Source organism: Sphingobium sp. FW306-1B-F04DB, assembly GCF_058781925.1.
In genome coordinates this window covers 18,076-32,179 of record NZ_JBYSXE010000017.1, presented here as the reverse complement: position 1 = coordinate 32,179, position 14,104 = coordinate 18,076, and the positions used below count along the sequence as shown (strand labels likewise).

Sequence of the window (14,104 nt, the reverse complement as noted above, 5' to 3'; positions counted from 1 at the left end):
GTATGAGGGAGACAGTTCGTGCTGCGTCAATTGCTTGCCCTGACGGCATTCATGCTGGTTCCGGTGTCGCCCGTGTCGGCGCACTCGCCCTCGCAAGCAGAGGGCGAGCAGGCGCGCGCCGAGATACTGAAGGTGGTCGCGGATATGCAGGCTGCCTGGAATCGGGGAGATTTCCGCGGTTATATGGCGGGTTTCAAGAACCCCGACGTTATCTTCGTCTCGGGCGGGCGGATCAAGGACGGCTGGCAGGGCGCGCTCGATGACTATGTCCGCAACTATGGCGCATCGGACGCGACGCGCGGCACGCTGACCTTCTACGACATGACGGTCGAGCTATTGGCGCCCGATGCGGCGCAGCTGATCGGGCACTATCGGCTCGACCGGCCCGAAAAGCCGATGGAGGGGATCAACACGCGGCTCTTCCGCAAGGTAAAAGGCCGCTGGGTGATCGCGCTCAACCATGTGTCGGCTTATGAGGTGGGGCGGTAGGGGTGGTGGAAGGGCCTCGGAGCATTGATCCCTCTCCCGCCTTCGCGGGAGAGGGTTCAGTTGTCCGCCATCAGCTTCGCCAGATCGTCCTTCCAGAACTTCGCCCAGGTGTGCGTGCCGTGGCCTTTGGTCTCGGCGGTTGCGGGGATGAGGATGAAGCGGGCGTTTTTCAGGCGCTTCGTCGCCGCTTCGGTGATGCCGTAGCCGGGCGGGTTGATGAAGTCGTCGGCCGAATTTATCCACAGCATGCGCGCGGTGATCTTTTCGAGGCCGGGCCAGGGGTTGTAGGTGCGCGAGGCGTCGAGCTGGTAGATCAGGTCGTTGGCGTCGCGATCCTTGATCGTGCGCGCGAAGGCGGCGTCCAGATTGGCCTCGGCTTGCTCGCGCGTCGGGAATTGCTGCTGGAGCGCGAGCGGATTGGCGCCCGCGAGGATGAGCAGGTCCGCGGCGGTGCGCAGGCCCATTGGCGGCTGCGCGGTGTAGTTACCGGCGTTCCATGCCGGATCGGCCTTGATCCCGTCGATCGCCATCTTGCGCCACATGCGGTTCATGCCCGCGATCTCGACGGGGAGGCACGCGAAGGGCGCGAGGCGCTCGACGAAACCGGGATGCGCCTCTCCCCAGGCGAAGGCGTGCATGCAGCCCATCGAGGTGCCGAGGATGAGCTTGAGCTTCGTGACCTTGAGCCCTTCGACGAGCATGCGGCGCTGCGCCTCGACCATGTCGTCATAGTCGTATTTGGGGAAGGCCATCTTCATGCCGTCGCTCGGCTTTGACGAGGCACCGTGGCCGATATTGTCGGGCAGGATGACGTAGTAGCGCTTGATGTCGAGCGGCTGGCCGGGGCCGTAGAGTTCGCCCGCGAACTGCGGCGACAGGAACTGCTTGCCGCTGCCGCCGGTGCCGTGGAGCACCATCACGGCATTGTCGATCTCGCCCCTCGCATTGCGGTGTGGCGTGCCGAGCGTGGTGTAGTGGATGCGGAGTTCGGGGAGCTTCTCGCCCGAGCGGAAGGCGAAGTCCCTGAGGACCGCATCGGCCTCTCTCGTCGGAAGCGTCTGGGCGGCCGCGGGGAGGGCGGCTGCGAGGAGAAGGGCGGAAATTGCTTTGGAGATCATGCGCATGGGTGGGGACGCTAATGGGTAGCTTCCTTTCGTGCAAATGCTCCACGTACCGTTTGGGTTGAGCTTGTCGAAGCCCTTTCCTTCCGCCTTTGCGTCCTCTGCGTCTTTGCGCGCAAAATAGTGTTCGCGCGGAGACGCAGAGGACGCGGAGAAGACGTGAGGGCTTCGACAGACTCAGCCGGAATGGGTTGAGATCGTTGCGTTACTGCCCGAAGCCCGCTTCCCCTGCGATCCTGACGGCCTCCTTCGCCGCGGCGAAGAGCGCGCCTGACTTGGCCTCGCATTCGCGCTGCTCATAGGCGGGGTCCGAATCGGCTACGATGCCCGCGCCCGCCTGGACGTGCATGACGCCGTCCTTCACCACCGCGGTCCTGAGCACGATGCAGCTGTCCATCGCGCCGTCGGGCGAGAAATAGCCGACCCCGCCGGCATAGGCGCCGCGCGTTTCGGGCTCGAGCTCGGCGATGATCTCGCACGCGCGGACCTTGGGTGCGCCCGAGACGGTGCCCGCGGGGAAGCCCGCGAAGAGCGCGTCGAGCGCGTCCTTCTTCGGATCGAGACGGCCGACGACGTTGGAAACGATGTGCATGACATGGCTGTAGAATTCGACGGTGTAGCTGTCGGTCACCTGGACGCTGCCCGCCTCGGCGACGCGGCCGACATCGTTGCGGCCGAGATCGAGCAGCATGAGATGTTCGGCGCGTTCCTTGGGATCGGCGAGCAGGCTGGCCCGGTTCTCGGCATCCTCGGCGGCGGTCTTGCCGCGGGGACGCGTACCCGCGATCGGACGGATCGTCACCTCGCCATCGCGCGCGCGGACGAGGATCTCGGGGCTCGAGCCGATCAGCGCGAAGCCGGGCATGTCGAGATAATAGAGGAAGGGCGAGGGATTGATCCGCCGCAGTGACCGGTAGAGGTCGAAGGGCGGGAGCGGGAAGGGCGTGGTGAAGCGCTGCGCGAGTACGACCTGAAAGATATCGCCCGCGGCGATATAATCCTTGGCGCTGGCGACCATCTCGGCATAGCGGCCGGGGGCGAGCACGGGCTGAGGCACGATTTCAGTGTCATTCCCGCGAAAGCAGGGATCCAGAGCGGCGCCTGAAGAAGAAGCTGGATCCTCGCTTTCGCGGGGATGACACAGGGTGTTGGGGATGGCCTGTGCGAGCCTTGCCGCCGTCGCATCGATCCGCTCCCCCGCCAGCGCGACCTTTTCCTCGGGGCTGCCCGGCGTGTCGGGCCAGACGGGAGAGACGAAGAACAGCTCGTCCGCAAGCCGGTCGAAGATCAGGATGATCGTCGGGCGGACGAACAGCATGTCGGGAAGCTGGAGCGGATTTGGCGCGGGGCGCGGCAGCTTTTCGACGAGCCCGACGGTCTCATAGCCGAAATAGCCGACAAGACAGGCGAGCGCGCGGGGCAGTGCGGCGGGCACATCCATCCGGCATTGCGCGACGAGCGTGCGGAGTGCTTCGAGCGAAGCGCTTTCGACGGGCTCGAATTTGGCGCGGTCGGTGAGCCAGTCGCGATTGATCTCTGCCGCATTCCCCTGGGCGCGGAAGACGAGATCGGGGGCCAGGCCGATCAGGCTGTGTCGCCCGCGCGTCTCGCCGCCCTCGACCGATTCGAGCAGATAGTCGCCGCGATCGGGCTCCATCAGCTTGAGCGCCGCCGATACCGGGGTGTCGGTATCGGCGATCTGGCGCCGCCAGACGAGCGCGGGCCGCCCCGCCTTCAACGCGTCAACGGCGGCGGCGCTCACTGTGCTACAGAGTCGGTACCGCCGAGCTGACGCTTCAGCGTAGCCGCTGCCTTTGCGTTGCGCTTCACGCCGAGCTCGGCCTTGGCGGCGTTGGCGAACTGCGCGACATATTCCTGGCCGATGATGCGGCTCATCTCGCCCTGCAGGCCCGCGACGAGCTGCGGCTGGCTGGCGATGTCGCCCGGCGTGGTCTTGTCGAGCCAGACGATGAACCAGCCCTGCTTGCCGGGTGCCTCAAGCCGCTTGGCGGTCTTTTCCTTCATCGAGAAAAGGAGCGCGAGCGGCGGCGGGACGCGCTGGCCGCCCGCGGTGATCTCCATGCGCTTGCCGCCGATCGCCTCGGGGGCGGGCAGCTTGACGCCGGCTTCCGAAATGGCCTGTGCGAGCGGCGTGCCCTTCGATGCCTTGGCGACGATCGCGTCGGCGATCGCCTTCGCCTGGCGCGAGGCGCGGTCGAGCTCGAACTGCTGGACCACCTGCTCACGGATCTGCGCGAGCGGGCGCGGCGCGGCGGGAAGGATGCGCTCGACATCAGCCAGCGCATATTGCTCGCCCTCGGCGACGGTTTCGACGACCGGATCGTCATCGACCGCGGCATCGAAGGCGGGTTCGATCAGGCGGACAAAGGCCGCATCGGGCCGGAAGGCGGGATTTTCGGGATCGACGCCTGCTGCCGTGATCGCGGGGGTCGAGACCGCGGTGAGGCCGTTGGCCTTGATGACCTCGTCGAAGGTCGCGCCATCGGCGATCGCGTCCTCGATCTTGGCCGAGAGGTCGGCGAGCGCGACGTCGACCTTCTGCTTGGCGAGCGTCTCGGTGAGTTCGGCGCGGACCGAATCGAGCGACTTGGCGGGGATCGTCGTGATCGAATCGACGCGGACGACGTGCCAGCCGAGCCCCGAGCGCTGCGGCGCGGTGACGCCCCCTTGCGGCGCGGCGAAGGCGGCATCGGCGACCGCCTTGGACGCGAGTTCGGTGAGCTTGGCGCGGTCCTGACCGGCGAGCGCGGCGGGCTCGAGACCGGCCTGCTGCGCGGCGGCGGCGAAGCTGGTGCCGGCCTTGACCTTGGCCTCGAAGGCGCGCGCGGCGTTCTGGTCCTGCAGGATGACCTGCGTCAGATTGCGCGTCTCGCCCGCGGCATATTTGGCGGCGTCAGCCTTGTAGGCGGCGGCGATCTCGGCCTCGGTCGGCTTGACCTTGGCGGCGAGCATCGCGCGGCCGAAGGGCGCGTAACGGATCACGCGGCGCTCAGGCACCGTGTAGCGCGCGACATTCTGCTTGTAATACGCGTCGAGCTCGGCCGGGGTCGGCGGGTTGCCCTTGCCCATCGCGGTCGACGGCACGAAGCCGACAAGGCCGCTGCGCGATTCGAGCGCGAGGGCGGCATAGGGGCGCGCGATCGCGGCGGGAACCCGTGCAGCGCCTGCCGCGGGGACGAGCATCTGGCGCGTGTAGAGATCGGATGCGATGTCGTCGCGAAGCTGCTTTTCGGTGATCTTGCGCTGTGCGAGCACCGTCAGGAAGGTGGTGCGGTCGAACTGGCCATTGGGGCCGTTGAACGCGGGGATGGCGGCGATCTCGCCGTCGATCAGTCGCTTGCTGACCCCCAGCCCGGCCGATTTGGCGAATTCCTCGAGCGCGCGGACGTTGATCATCTGCTCGAGCGTGTCTTCGAGACCCCCGCCATTGATGAAGCTCGTCATGTCGAGTCCGGGCGTCTGGCGGCGCTGTATGTCAAGCTGGTTGTTGGCGCGCATCGACAGCTCTTCGCTGCTGATGTCATGCTTGCCGACTTCGGCCACGGTGGTGCTGCTGAGGCCTGTGCCCGACCCCATCGATCCGGTAATGTCCGCGCCCGCGAAGGAGATCGCGACGAGCAGGATAAACACGAAGCTGACGATCAGCCCGATCTTGGAATTGAAGATGCGGCGGAGGAAGGAGATCATGCTGGCTCGTCGCTCGAAATAGGGAAGTGATGCGCTGCTTTAGGGGCCAGACCTTTTTTCGACAAGGCATCGGCGATATGGCCGCGCGGAATCATCGCTGGAAACATCAACGGAGCTCGACGGATGGCACTGCGCAAACTGATCGCCGGAAACTGGAAGATGAACGGCGATCGCGCCCAGCTGGCCGAGCTTGATGCGATTGCCGCGGCCGCGGCCGCGAATCCGCAGACCGATGTTGCCATCTGCCCGCCCTTCACGCTGATCGCGCCCGCTGCGGAGCGGCAGCCGCAACTGTCGGTCGGCGCGCAGGACTGCCACGCGGCACCCGGCGGCGCGCATACGGGATGTGTCTCGGCCGCGATGGTGAAGGAGGCGGGGGCGAGGTTCGCCATCGTCGGGCACAGCGAGCGCCGCACCGACAACCACGAGTCCGATGCCGAAATCCAGGCCAAGGCTGCAGCCGCGATTGCTGCCGGGTTGATCGCGATCGTATGTGTCGGCGAGACCATCGAAGAGCGCGACGCCGGTTACGCGATCGGCACTGTGATGGGGCAGCTCGACAACTCGATACCGTCCTCCGGCAACGGCGAAACCCTCGTCGTCGCCTACGAACCCGTCTGGGCAATCGGCACAGGGCGCACACCTTCAGTCGAGGATGTTGCGGAAATGCATGCCGCGATTCGTGTGAAGCTCAAGGCGCTGTTCGACGGGGAGGGGGAGAAGATCCGCATCCTGTATGGCGGTTCGGTCAAGCCCTCCAATGCTGCCGAACTGCTTGGCGTAAAGGACGTCGACGGCGCACTCGTCGGTGGTGCTAGCTTGAAGGCCCAGGATTTCGTTCCGATCATAGAAGCGGCTGGCTGAGCTTGAGAGCAGCTGGTCGTTCCGGTTCCAGAATGGATTTGTGTAAACTGTCACCCTTAGTCTCATTGTAACTCCTGCGTGCCAAAAAAAAGTTCGCGCAGAGAACGCAGACGGGGAGGCAGTAATGAAGTCTTGGCTGCTTGTGCTTTTGCTGGTCGCCGCGACGGCTACGAAGGCGCGGGAGGCGCCATGGGCTCCGCTTCCGGCTCATTTCACCAATGAGGCGTCGCATGGCGAAAATGAGGACTATCGTCCGGTCCCCGATCAGCGGGGCCTCTATGCCCATGGGGTCGCTGGCCCGATCTGGTCCAGTGAGTTCGATGGCGCGCCCTGTGTCGGCACCGCGGCCGAGCAGAATCAGGTCATTGAGTCGCTGCCGGGCGGTATGTCGGAGTTCTGGTTCTACGGGACAGGCACGCAAGGCATATTGCTGACGCGTATGGCCAGCTTCGACCCGGCCAAGCCGTGCGCAACGGCGCTTTCCTTTCAATACGATATCGAGCGCGCCTATGTCTCGGACGGCTTCATCCACAGTTTCAATGTCGACCAATCGAACGACATGCGGCCGCTTGGATCCTGGCCTTTCACCCATAGCGCGGGCGAATATTCCAGCAGTTTCGAGCGCATCCATAGTCTAATGGCGCGTCCGGGCGAAAACAGGCGGGAACGGAAGCACGGCACCGACACAATCGCGGGTGTGAAGGCGGTCTGCCGGGGCACGAGCGGCTTGGTCTGGTCGAGCGTGTGCACGGCGATGTCAGGGCCGGCAAGGGGAATGATTCTGAGCGCCCAATCGGGCGATGACGAGCGTGTGATGTTCTTCACCGCGATCAAGGAGCTTCGGCCGGACGTGATGATCCCCGGCATCCTGTTCGAGGTCGATCGCGAATGGATCGGAAAGGATTGAGAGCGGGACTCTGAAGCTCGGGCGGCGTCAGCCGATTTCGTCGCAATCGATATCGAGCGTCGTTTGCTCACGCGAAGCCCACGAAGAAAGCAAACGATTGAAGAGCGATTGCCTGCGGTGAGCTGCGTTTCACGCTTTCGCGGGACTGACGCCGAAAAGATGCGCTGTCTCGCGTGTTGAACATCCGGGCGCGAGGGGGTAAGGGGCAGCGCTTCATCTCTCAAGAATGTCGGCACAAGCACCCATGTTCCAATTCCTGCTCGTCGTTCACGCCATCATCGCCGCTGCGCTTGTCGCGGTGATCCTCATGCAGCGTTCCGAAGGCGGCGGCCTTGGCATGGGCGGCAGCCCGTCGGGCCTGATGTCCGCGCGTGGTGCGGCCGACTTCCTGACGCGCGCGACGACGATCCTCGCGACGCTGTTCGTGATCATGTGCATCAGTCTTGCCGCGCTCGCGTCGTTCCGCAGCTCGGGCTCGGAGCTCGATACCTCGTTGGTGCGCCAGCCCGCACAGGCTCCGGCGCCGGCGCAGCCGCTGCCGCTGGGCAATGAAGCGGCGCCCGCCGCGCCCGCGCCGACGACCGATCCGCTCGCGGGTGCCACGGCGCCTGCCGCGACGACACCGGCCGCGCCGAAGCCGAGCACGCCGGCGCCGCGCACCGAGCGCCGTGCGGCGCCCGCCAATCCCGATCCGGTCGCTGCGCCCGTAGCTCCGCCGAGCGCGGTCCGGACAACCGCTCCCGCGGCGCCTGCGCCCGCGACGACGGCTCCGGCCAATAATTCGGCGACGCCGAACCCCTAAACCGACCCGTTTTTAGGGTCTTGACGCAATTTTACTGGCAAGCGTCAGATTCGGGCGCTTGCCGTACCCATTATTTCAGGTCTAAGCCTTTACTCCCATGGCGCGGTTTATTTTCATCACCGGCGGCGTGGTCTCCTCGCTTGGCAAAGGTCTCATGGCAGCAAGTCTTGCTGCCCTTTTGCAGGCGCGTGGATACCGCGTGCGCATCCGTAAGTTCGACCCCTATCTGAACGTCGATCCGGGGACGATGTCCCCCTATCAGCACGGCGAGGTCTATGTGACCGACGACGGCGCGGAGACCGACCTGGATCTCGGCCATTATGAACGCTTTACCGGCGTTTCGGGCCGGCAGTCGGACAACGTCACCTCGGGCCGGATCTATCAGACGATCATCCAGAAGGAACGCCGCGGCGACTATCTCGGCGCGACCGTCCAGGTGATCCCGCACGTCACCGACGCGATCAAGGAATTCGCGCGCAGCGAGACCGACGATGTCGATTTCGTGCTGTGCGAGATCGGCGGCACCGTGGGCGACATCGAATCGCTGCCCTTCATGGAGGCGATCCGCCAGCTCCGGAACGATTTGGGCCGCAACAACAGCGTCTTCGTGCACGTCACGCTGGTGCCGTATATCGCGGCTGCGGGCGAGCTGAAGACCAAGCCGACGCAGCACAGCGTGCGCGACCTGACCGCGCTCGGCATCCAGCCCGATGTGCTCGTCTGCCGCTGCGAACGGCCATTGCCCGAGAGCGAGCGCGCCAAGATCGCGCTGTTCTGCAACGTCGCCAAGGAAGCCGTCATTCCCGCGCTCGACGCATCGAGCATCTACGGCGTGCCGCTGCAATATCACGCCGAAGGCCTCGACAACGCGGTGCTTGCGGCCTTCGGGATCGACGCGGGCGCGGCGCCCAATCTGGCGCGCTGGGACGACATCATGGACCGCCTCGGCAATCCCGAGGGCGAGGTCACGATCGGCGTGGTCGGCAAATATGTCGGGCTTGCCGACGCCTACAAGTCGCTCAACGAGGCGCTGGTGCATGGCGGCATCGCCAACCGCGTCAAGGTCAATGTCCGCTGGATCGACGCCGAACTGTTCGAAAAAGGCGAGGCGGACATCGCCTCGCAGCTCGAGCCGATGCACGCGATCCTCGTGCCCGGCGGCTTCGGCGAGCGCGGTTCGGAAGGCAAGATCGAGAGCGTCAAGTTCGCGCGTGAGCGCCGCGTGCCCTTTTTCGGGATCTGCCTCGGCATGCAGATGGCGTGCATCGAGGGTGCGCGGAACACCGCGGGCATCGCCAATGCCTCGACCACCGAATTCGGACCGACCGAGGAACCCGTTGTCGGCCTGATCACCGAATGGATGACCGCCGAAGGCCTTCAGAAGCGCGAGGAGGGCGGTGACCTGGGCGGTACGATGCGACTGGGCGCCTATCCCGCGAAGCTGGCGGGCAACAGCCATGTCGCGAGCATCTATGGCACGGGCGACATCAGCGAACGCCATCGCCATCGCTATGAGGTCAACGTCCATTATCGCGATCCGCTGGAGAAGGGCGGGCTCGTCTTTTCGGGCATGTCCCCCGACGGCGCGCTGCCCGAGATCGTCGAGCGGCCCGATCATCCCTGGTTCGTGGGCGTGCAGTTTCACCCCGAGCTGAAGTCCAAGCCGTTCGATCCGCACCCGCTGTTCGCGAGCTTCATCGCGGCGGCGCTCAAGCAGAGCCGGCTGGTCTGAGGCGATTGCGCGCGCGGCGCCGGTGGTGCCGCACCGGATCGGATTCAGGCCGAGATTGACTCGGTAGCGAAAAATAACGTTCTTTTCCGATCGAATCGGGTTCATTTCGATCTGGAAAAGGGGGCGGCATGAAAGCCGAGCAGTTATCCGCGCTGTTGCCGGAGCATTCGATCTTCGCGTCGTGCAGCGAGGAAGAGCTCGCCGCGATCATCCTCCACGGCGTCCACCAGACTTACAAGAAAGGCCGCGATATCGTCGCGCAGGGGGATGAGGGCACCTCGCTCTTCATCATGCTCACGGGCACCGCGCGCATCTCGATGCTCGCGAGCAACGGCCGCGAGATCATCCTCGACTATGCCGAGCCCGGCAGCGTCATTGGCGAGATCGCGCTGCTCGACGGGGGTGAGCGGACCGCCTCGGTCACCGCGCTCGAAGAAGTGACGGGGCTGCGCCTGTCGCGCGAGAATTTCGAGGGAATCGTGACGCAGCATCATGGCATGGCGCTGCGTATCATGCGCGAGCTGGCGCGCCGGCTGCGCCAGGCCAACGCGACGATCGAGAGCGATCGCGCCTATGCCTCGGGCCCGCGGCTGGCGCGTTTCCTCCAGCGACTCAGCCTGAGCGGCGGCAATGACGGGCGATTGCGCCTCGACCTAAGCCAGGGAGAACTCGGCATGTTCGCGGGGATGTCACGCGAGCAGATCAATCGTCAGTTGGGAGCATGGTCCGATTCGGGAATCATCGCGCTCGAAGGCGGACGCATACGCATTCTGGAAAACGCCCTGTTGTTGGAGATTGCCGAAACGGCCGAGTAGGCCTGGACGCCCCGGCCCCAGCGACCCGGGCCGGGGCGTCCGCCCTTTGGTGGTGATCGCCCGCAGGGTGAACTGGGGCAGCCGGACCGTGAAGGACCGGTTGCCCCTTTTCTTTGATGAAGCGCAAATCGTCGCCAGGCTGCGTAAAATTCCGCTTTCGAAATGGATGGAATGGCGCACAAAAGACAAGTGCCCGGATCGTTTCCGATCCGGGCACCCGCGTGACGAATGCTCGTCAGCCCCCTTGGATTGACTTCGGCGCGCTTCCAGTCCGTTCCCTTTTACGTCCCGGTGGGCGAAGCTTTTCCCCGAACCACGGCCTTTGGCCTGCGTTTCAGCATGCGGACGCTACGCAATGACCTGTGCCTTGTCATCGTCCGAATCGCGCGGTCCCGACGATTGCCTTAACCCTGTGTTCATTTGGCAACAGGCTCAGCATGTTGCCCGTGTCCCGAATCCCGCCCGGAGCCGGTCCGGCAATGCCAAAAGGAAAGAGCCCGGATCCAACCCCTCGAAGAGCATCGAAAAACCGGTTTCCACTTTCTCCGAAACCACTTTAGACCCGCGAGCATCATGCCCGCTTTGCCAAGGCTTCACCCATGATCCTTTCCCGCTATGAGCGGATGATCGCCAAACGCTATCTGCTGCCCGGAAAGGGGGAGGGGTTCATCTTCCTCGTCGCCGGCATCAGCCTGTTCGCCGTGATGCTGGGCGTTGCTGCGCTCATCATCGTGATGAGCGTGATGAACGGCTTTCGCGCCGAACTTTTCGACAAGATTACCGGGCTCAACGGCCATGCGGTGGTGCAGGGCTATGGCGGCCGGCTCGACGACTGGCGGCAGGTGCTGGTCGAGGCGAAGAAGACGCCGGGCGTGGTATCCGCCACGCCGCTGATCGAGCAGCCGTTGATGGCGAGTTCCGAGGGGCGCGTCGAGGGCGTGCTCGTCCGCGGCATGACGCTCGAGGACATCCGCAACAATCCGCAGATCGCGGGCAATGTGCGGCAGGGGAGTCTGAATGCGCTGCAGCCCGGCAACGAGAATATCGCGATCGGTGCGCGGCTGGCCGAAGCGCTGGGCGTGCGCGTGGGCAGCACGATCAGCCTGATCAGTCCGCAGGGACAGACGACGCCCTTTGGCAGCGTGCCGCGGATCGTCGCCTATCGCGTCGCCGCGATCTTCGAGGTCGGTGTTTACGACTATGACAAGGCGTTCGTCATCATGCCGATGGAGAACGCCCAGCTGTTGCTGCTGATGGACGATTCGGTGGGCATGATAGAGGTCGAGACCGTCGATCCCGACAATGTCGGGCCGATACTGGCGCCGCTCGCACAACAGGTGGCGGGCAAGGCGATCGTCTCCGACTGGCGCTCGATGAACGCGCAGTTGTTCGAGGCGCTCGCGGTCGAGCGCGTCGCGATGTTCGTGGTGCTGTCGATCATCATCCTCGTCGCGGTATTCAACATCCTGTCGTCGCTGATCATGCTGGTCCGCGCGAAGAACCGCGACATCGCGATCCTCAGGACGATGGGGGCGACGCGTGGCGGGCTGATCAAGATCTTCATGACGGTGGGGGTGACGATTGGCACGCTGGGCATCGTTGCGGGCCTGATTTTGGGCGCGATCTTCCTGTTCTTCCGCCAGTCGGTGGTGAACTTCATCCAGCTCGTCACGGGCCAGAACCTGTGGGATCCCTCGATCCGCTTCCTGACCGAGCTGCCCGCCAAGACCGATCCCTTCGAGGTGATCGCAATCTGCGCGATGGCGCTGATCTTCAGCTTCCTCGCCACGCTCTACCCCGCCTTCAAGGCGGCGAGCACCGATCCCGTGCAGGTGCTGCGCTATGAGTGATATCCTTGCGACCACCGATCTGCGCCGCAGCTTCACGCAGGGCGGCGAGACGATCGAGGTGCTGCGCGGCATCGACCTGCATGTCGGCCCCGGCGAGATCGTCGCACTGCTCGGCCCCTCGGGATCGGGCAAATCGACGCTGCTCCAGGCGGTCGGGCTGCTTGAGGGCGGCTTCGAGGGCTCGATCCGGATCAGGGGCGAGGAGGCGGCGAAGCTCGACAATGACGGCCGCACGAACCTGCGCCGCGACGCGCTGGGCTTCGTCTACCAGTTTCATCACCTGCTGCCCGACTTCAATGCCGAGGAGAATGTGGTGCTGCCGCAGCTGATCCACGGCGCCGAGAACGCAACGGCACATGCGCGGTCGCAGGCGCTGCTGACGTCGCTTGGGCTCGGCCACCGGCTCAGCCACCGGCCGAGCCAGCTTTCGGGCGGCGAGCAGCAGCGCGTGGCGGTCGCGCGCGCACTCGCCAACCGGCCGGCGCTGGTGCTCGCCGACGAGCCGACGGGCAATCTCGACGAGCATACGGCGGATATCGTGCTTGCCGAATTCCTGCGGCTGGTGCGCGAGGAGGGCTCGGCCGCGCTCGTGGCGACGCATAACGAACGACTGGCGGCGAAGATGGACCGCGTTGTGCGGCTGCACGAAGGGGTGCTCGAATAGCGGAGGCGACGATGACGACAGTGACGGATTTCGCGGTGAAGCTGCCCGATGGGGCGGAGCAGAAGCTCTCGGACTATGCGGGCAAGGTGCTGCTGGTCGTCAATGTCGCCTCCAAATGCGGGTTCACGCCGCAATATGCGGGGCTCGAGGCGTTGTACCGCAAATATCACGATCGCGGCTTCGAGATCCTCGCCTTTCCGTGCAACCAGTTCGGCGCGCAGGAGCCGGGCGATGCCGAGGAAATCGCGAATTTCTGCTCGCTGACCTATGACGTGACCTTTCCGCTCTTCGCCAAGATCGAGGTCAATGGCGCCGGCGCTGACCCGCTCTACGACTATCTCAAATCGGCGCAGCCGGGGCTGATGGGGACGACGGGGATCAAGTGGAACTTCACCAAGTTCCTCGTCGATCGCTCGGGCAAGGTGGTTGATCGCTATGCGCCGACGACCAAGCCCGAGGATCTGGAAAAGGATATCGAAAAGCTGCTCTGAGGCTCAGCCGGTGCGCGGCACACGGCCCGCGATCGCGATCGCGGTGATTCCGCCCATGAGAAAGCTGAAGCCGAGGATATAGCCGGGCAGAATCATCGCGGTGAACGGGATCGTCGCGAGGATCAGCACGTCGAGCAGCAGGTTGAACGCGCCCATCGAGATCATCCACCAGCGGTGGCGCGGATAGCGGATGCCCCAGACGATCTCGAGGACGCCGCGCACGCCCAGCCAGATCGCGACCAGCAGCGTCAGCGAGATCGCGCCCGAGACGGGGCGGAAGGCGAGCAGGGCCCCGACTACGAGCGTCAGCAGCCCGAACAGTATGTCGTACCAGCGCGATTCATGGCCGTCGCCCCCCATGCCCGAGGCGAGTGCGGCGATGCCCGCGACGATCAGCGCCGCGCCGACATATATCGTCGCCGCGATCGTCGCGGGGAAGGGCCAGATGAAGGCGACGATGCCGATGATGATCGAGATGACGCCATAGGCCACCAACCAGCCCCTGCCGCGCCGCATCAGCTGCGCGTCGGGGGTTTCGGGGATCATCTCGGTCATGCGGGTCCTCCGTGCTTTGTTTCGTTCCGAAAACGATGAATGGCCTTCGGGGGTTCCAGTCCTGCGCGTGCGCATCGCGCCCTTTCCGAATCGCGGGCGTGCGCCT

At 64.9% G+C, this 14,104-nt stretch carries 12 protein-coding genes and 1 pseudogene; 9 read left to right on the top strand and 4 right to left on the bottom strand.

Going from position 1 to position 14,104, the window contains the following annotated elements:
- Positions 1-18: 18 nt before the first annotated feature.
- Positions 19-489, top strand: coding sequence for a YybH family protein (locus AC3WJD_RS10070; protein WP_492746482.1), 471 nt, complete (start codon positions 19-21; stop codon positions 487-489).
- A gap of 56 nt (positions 490-545) precedes the next feature.
- On the opposite strand, the gene AC3WJD_RS10065 is transcribed toward AC3WJD_RS10070, so the two are convergent.
- The 3 genes from AC3WJD_RS10065 to AC3WJD_RS10055 form a co-directional block, all read right to left on the bottom strand.
- Positions 546-1,607 carry an alpha/beta fold hydrolase gene (locus AC3WJD_RS10065; protein WP_492746480.1) on the bottom strand — a complete coding sequence of 354 codons (1,062 nt, stop codon included), beginning with the start codon at positions 1,605-1,607 and terminating at the stop codon, positions 546-548.
- Positions 1,608-1,815: 208 nt separating this feature from the next.
- On the bottom strand, positions 1,816-3,372 hold the full coding sequence (trpE, locus tag AC3WJD_RS10060) for an anthranilate synthase component I (RefSeq protein ID WP_492746479.1): 1,557 nt from the start codon (positions 3,370-3,372) through the stop codon (positions 1,816-1,818).
- A complete protein-coding gene (locus tag AC3WJD_RS10055) occupies positions 3,369-5,318 on the bottom strand; it encodes a peptidylprolyl isomerase (RefSeq protein WP_492746478.1) in 1,950 nt (649 codons plus the stop codon). The genes trpE and AC3WJD_RS10055 overlap by 4 nt, the downstream gene beginning before the upstream one ends.
- Positions 5,319-5,441: 123 nt before the next feature.
- Between AC3WJD_RS10055 and tpiA the strand changes: the two genes are divergently transcribed.
- From tpiA to AC3WJD_RS10015, 8 genes and pseudogenes are all read left to right on the top strand, one after another.
- Complete coding sequence (gene tpiA / locus AC3WJD_RS10050; RefSeq protein WP_492746477.1) at positions 5,442-6,182, top strand: triose-phosphate isomerase; 741 nt, start codon at positions 5,442-5,444, stop codon at positions 6,180-6,182.
- A 148-nt stretch (positions 6,183-6,330) separates the two neighbouring features.
- Positions 6,331-7,089 carry a hypothetical protein gene (locus AC3WJD_RS10045; protein ID WP_492746476.1) on the top strand — a complete coding sequence of 253 codons (759 nt, stop codon included), beginning with the start codon at positions 6,331-6,333 and terminating at the stop codon, positions 7,087-7,089.
- Between the two features lie 244 nt (positions 7,090-7,333).
- Positions 7,334-7,720, top strand: a pseudogene (secG, locus tag AC3WJD_RS10040) (preprotein translocase subunit SecG); the annotation flags it as partial.
- Between the two features lie 268 nt (positions 7,721-7,988).
- Positions 7,989-9,623 (top strand): CTP synthase, encoded by a 1,635-nt coding sequence (gene pyrG, locus AC3WJD_RS10035; protein WP_492746475.1) that lies wholly within the window; start codon positions 7,989-7,991, stop codon positions 9,621-9,623.
- A 128-nt stretch (positions 9,624-9,751) separates the two neighbouring features.
- A complete protein-coding gene (locus tag AC3WJD_RS10030) occupies positions 9,752-10,438 on the top strand; it encodes a Crp/Fnr family transcriptional regulator (protein WP_492746474.1) in 687 nt (228 codons plus the stop codon).
- Between the two features lie 599 nt (positions 10,439-11,037).
- The gene (locus tag AC3WJD_RS10025; protein ID WP_492746473.1) at positions 11,038-12,288 is read left to right on the top strand and encodes a lipoprotein-releasing ABC transporter permease subunit; all 1,251 of its coding nucleotides are present in this window, start codon (positions 11,038-11,040) and stop codon (positions 12,286-12,288) included.
- A complete protein-coding gene (locus AC3WJD_RS10020; RefSeq protein WP_492746472.1) occupies positions 12,281-12,952 on the top strand; it encodes an ABC transporter ATP-binding protein in 672 nt (223 codons plus the stop codon). Before AC3WJD_RS10025 ends, AC3WJD_RS10020 begins: the two co-directional genes overlap by 8 nt.
- An 11-nt stretch (positions 12,953-12,963) precedes the next feature.
- Positions 12,964-13,443: a glutathione peroxidase gene (locus tag AC3WJD_RS10015; protein WP_492746471.1), complete on the top strand. Its 480-nt coding sequence runs from the start codon at positions 12,964-12,966 to the stop codon at positions 13,441-13,443.
- A gap of 3 nt (positions 13,444-13,446) precedes the next feature.
- Here AC3WJD_RS10015 and AC3WJD_RS10010 read toward each other — a convergent pair whose 3' ends face one another.
- Positions 13,447-13,998 (bottom strand): HdeD family acid-resistance protein, encoded by a 552-nt coding sequence (locus tag AC3WJD_RS10010; RefSeq protein WP_492746470.1) that lies wholly within the window; start codon positions 13,996-13,998, stop codon positions 13,447-13,449.
- Between the last annotated feature and the right edge of the window lie 106 nt (positions 13,999-14,104).

Coding starts and splice junctions, on each gene's coding strand:
- AC3WJD_RS10010 (WP_492746470.1), bottom strand. CDS start 13,998: ATGACCGAGATGATCCCCGAAACCCCCGACGCGCAGCTGATGCGGCGC.
- AC3WJD_RS10065 (WP_492746480.1), bottom strand. CDS start 1,607: ATGATCTCCAAAGCAATTTCCGCCCTTCTCCTCGCAGCCGCCCTCCCC.
- AC3WJD_RS10030 (WP_492746474.1), top strand. CDS start 9,752: ATGAAAGCCGAGCAGTTATCCGCGCTGTTGCCGGAGCATTCGATCTTC.
- pyrG (WP_492746475.1), top strand. CDS start 7,989: ATGGCGCGGTTTATTTTCATCACCGGCGGCGTGGTCTCCTCGCTTGGC.
- AC3WJD_RS10020 (WP_492746472.1), top strand. CDS start 12,281: ATGAGTGATATCCTTGCGACCACCGATCTGCGCCGCAGCTTCACGCAG.
- AC3WJD_RS10025 (WP_492746473.1), top strand. CDS start 11,038: ATGATCCTTTCCCGCTATGAGCGGATGATCGCCAAACGCTATCTGCTG.
- tpiA (WP_492746477.1), top strand. CDS start 5,442: ATGGCACTGCGCAAACTGATCGCCGGAAACTGGAAGATGAACGGCGAT.
- AC3WJD_RS10055 (WP_492746478.1), bottom strand. CDS start 5,318: ATGATCTCCTTCCTCCGCCGCATCTTCAATTCCAAGATCGGGCTGATC.
- AC3WJD_RS10015 (WP_492746471.1), top strand. CDS start 12,964: ATGACGACAGTGACGGATTTCGCGGTGAAGCTGCCCGATGGGGCGGAG.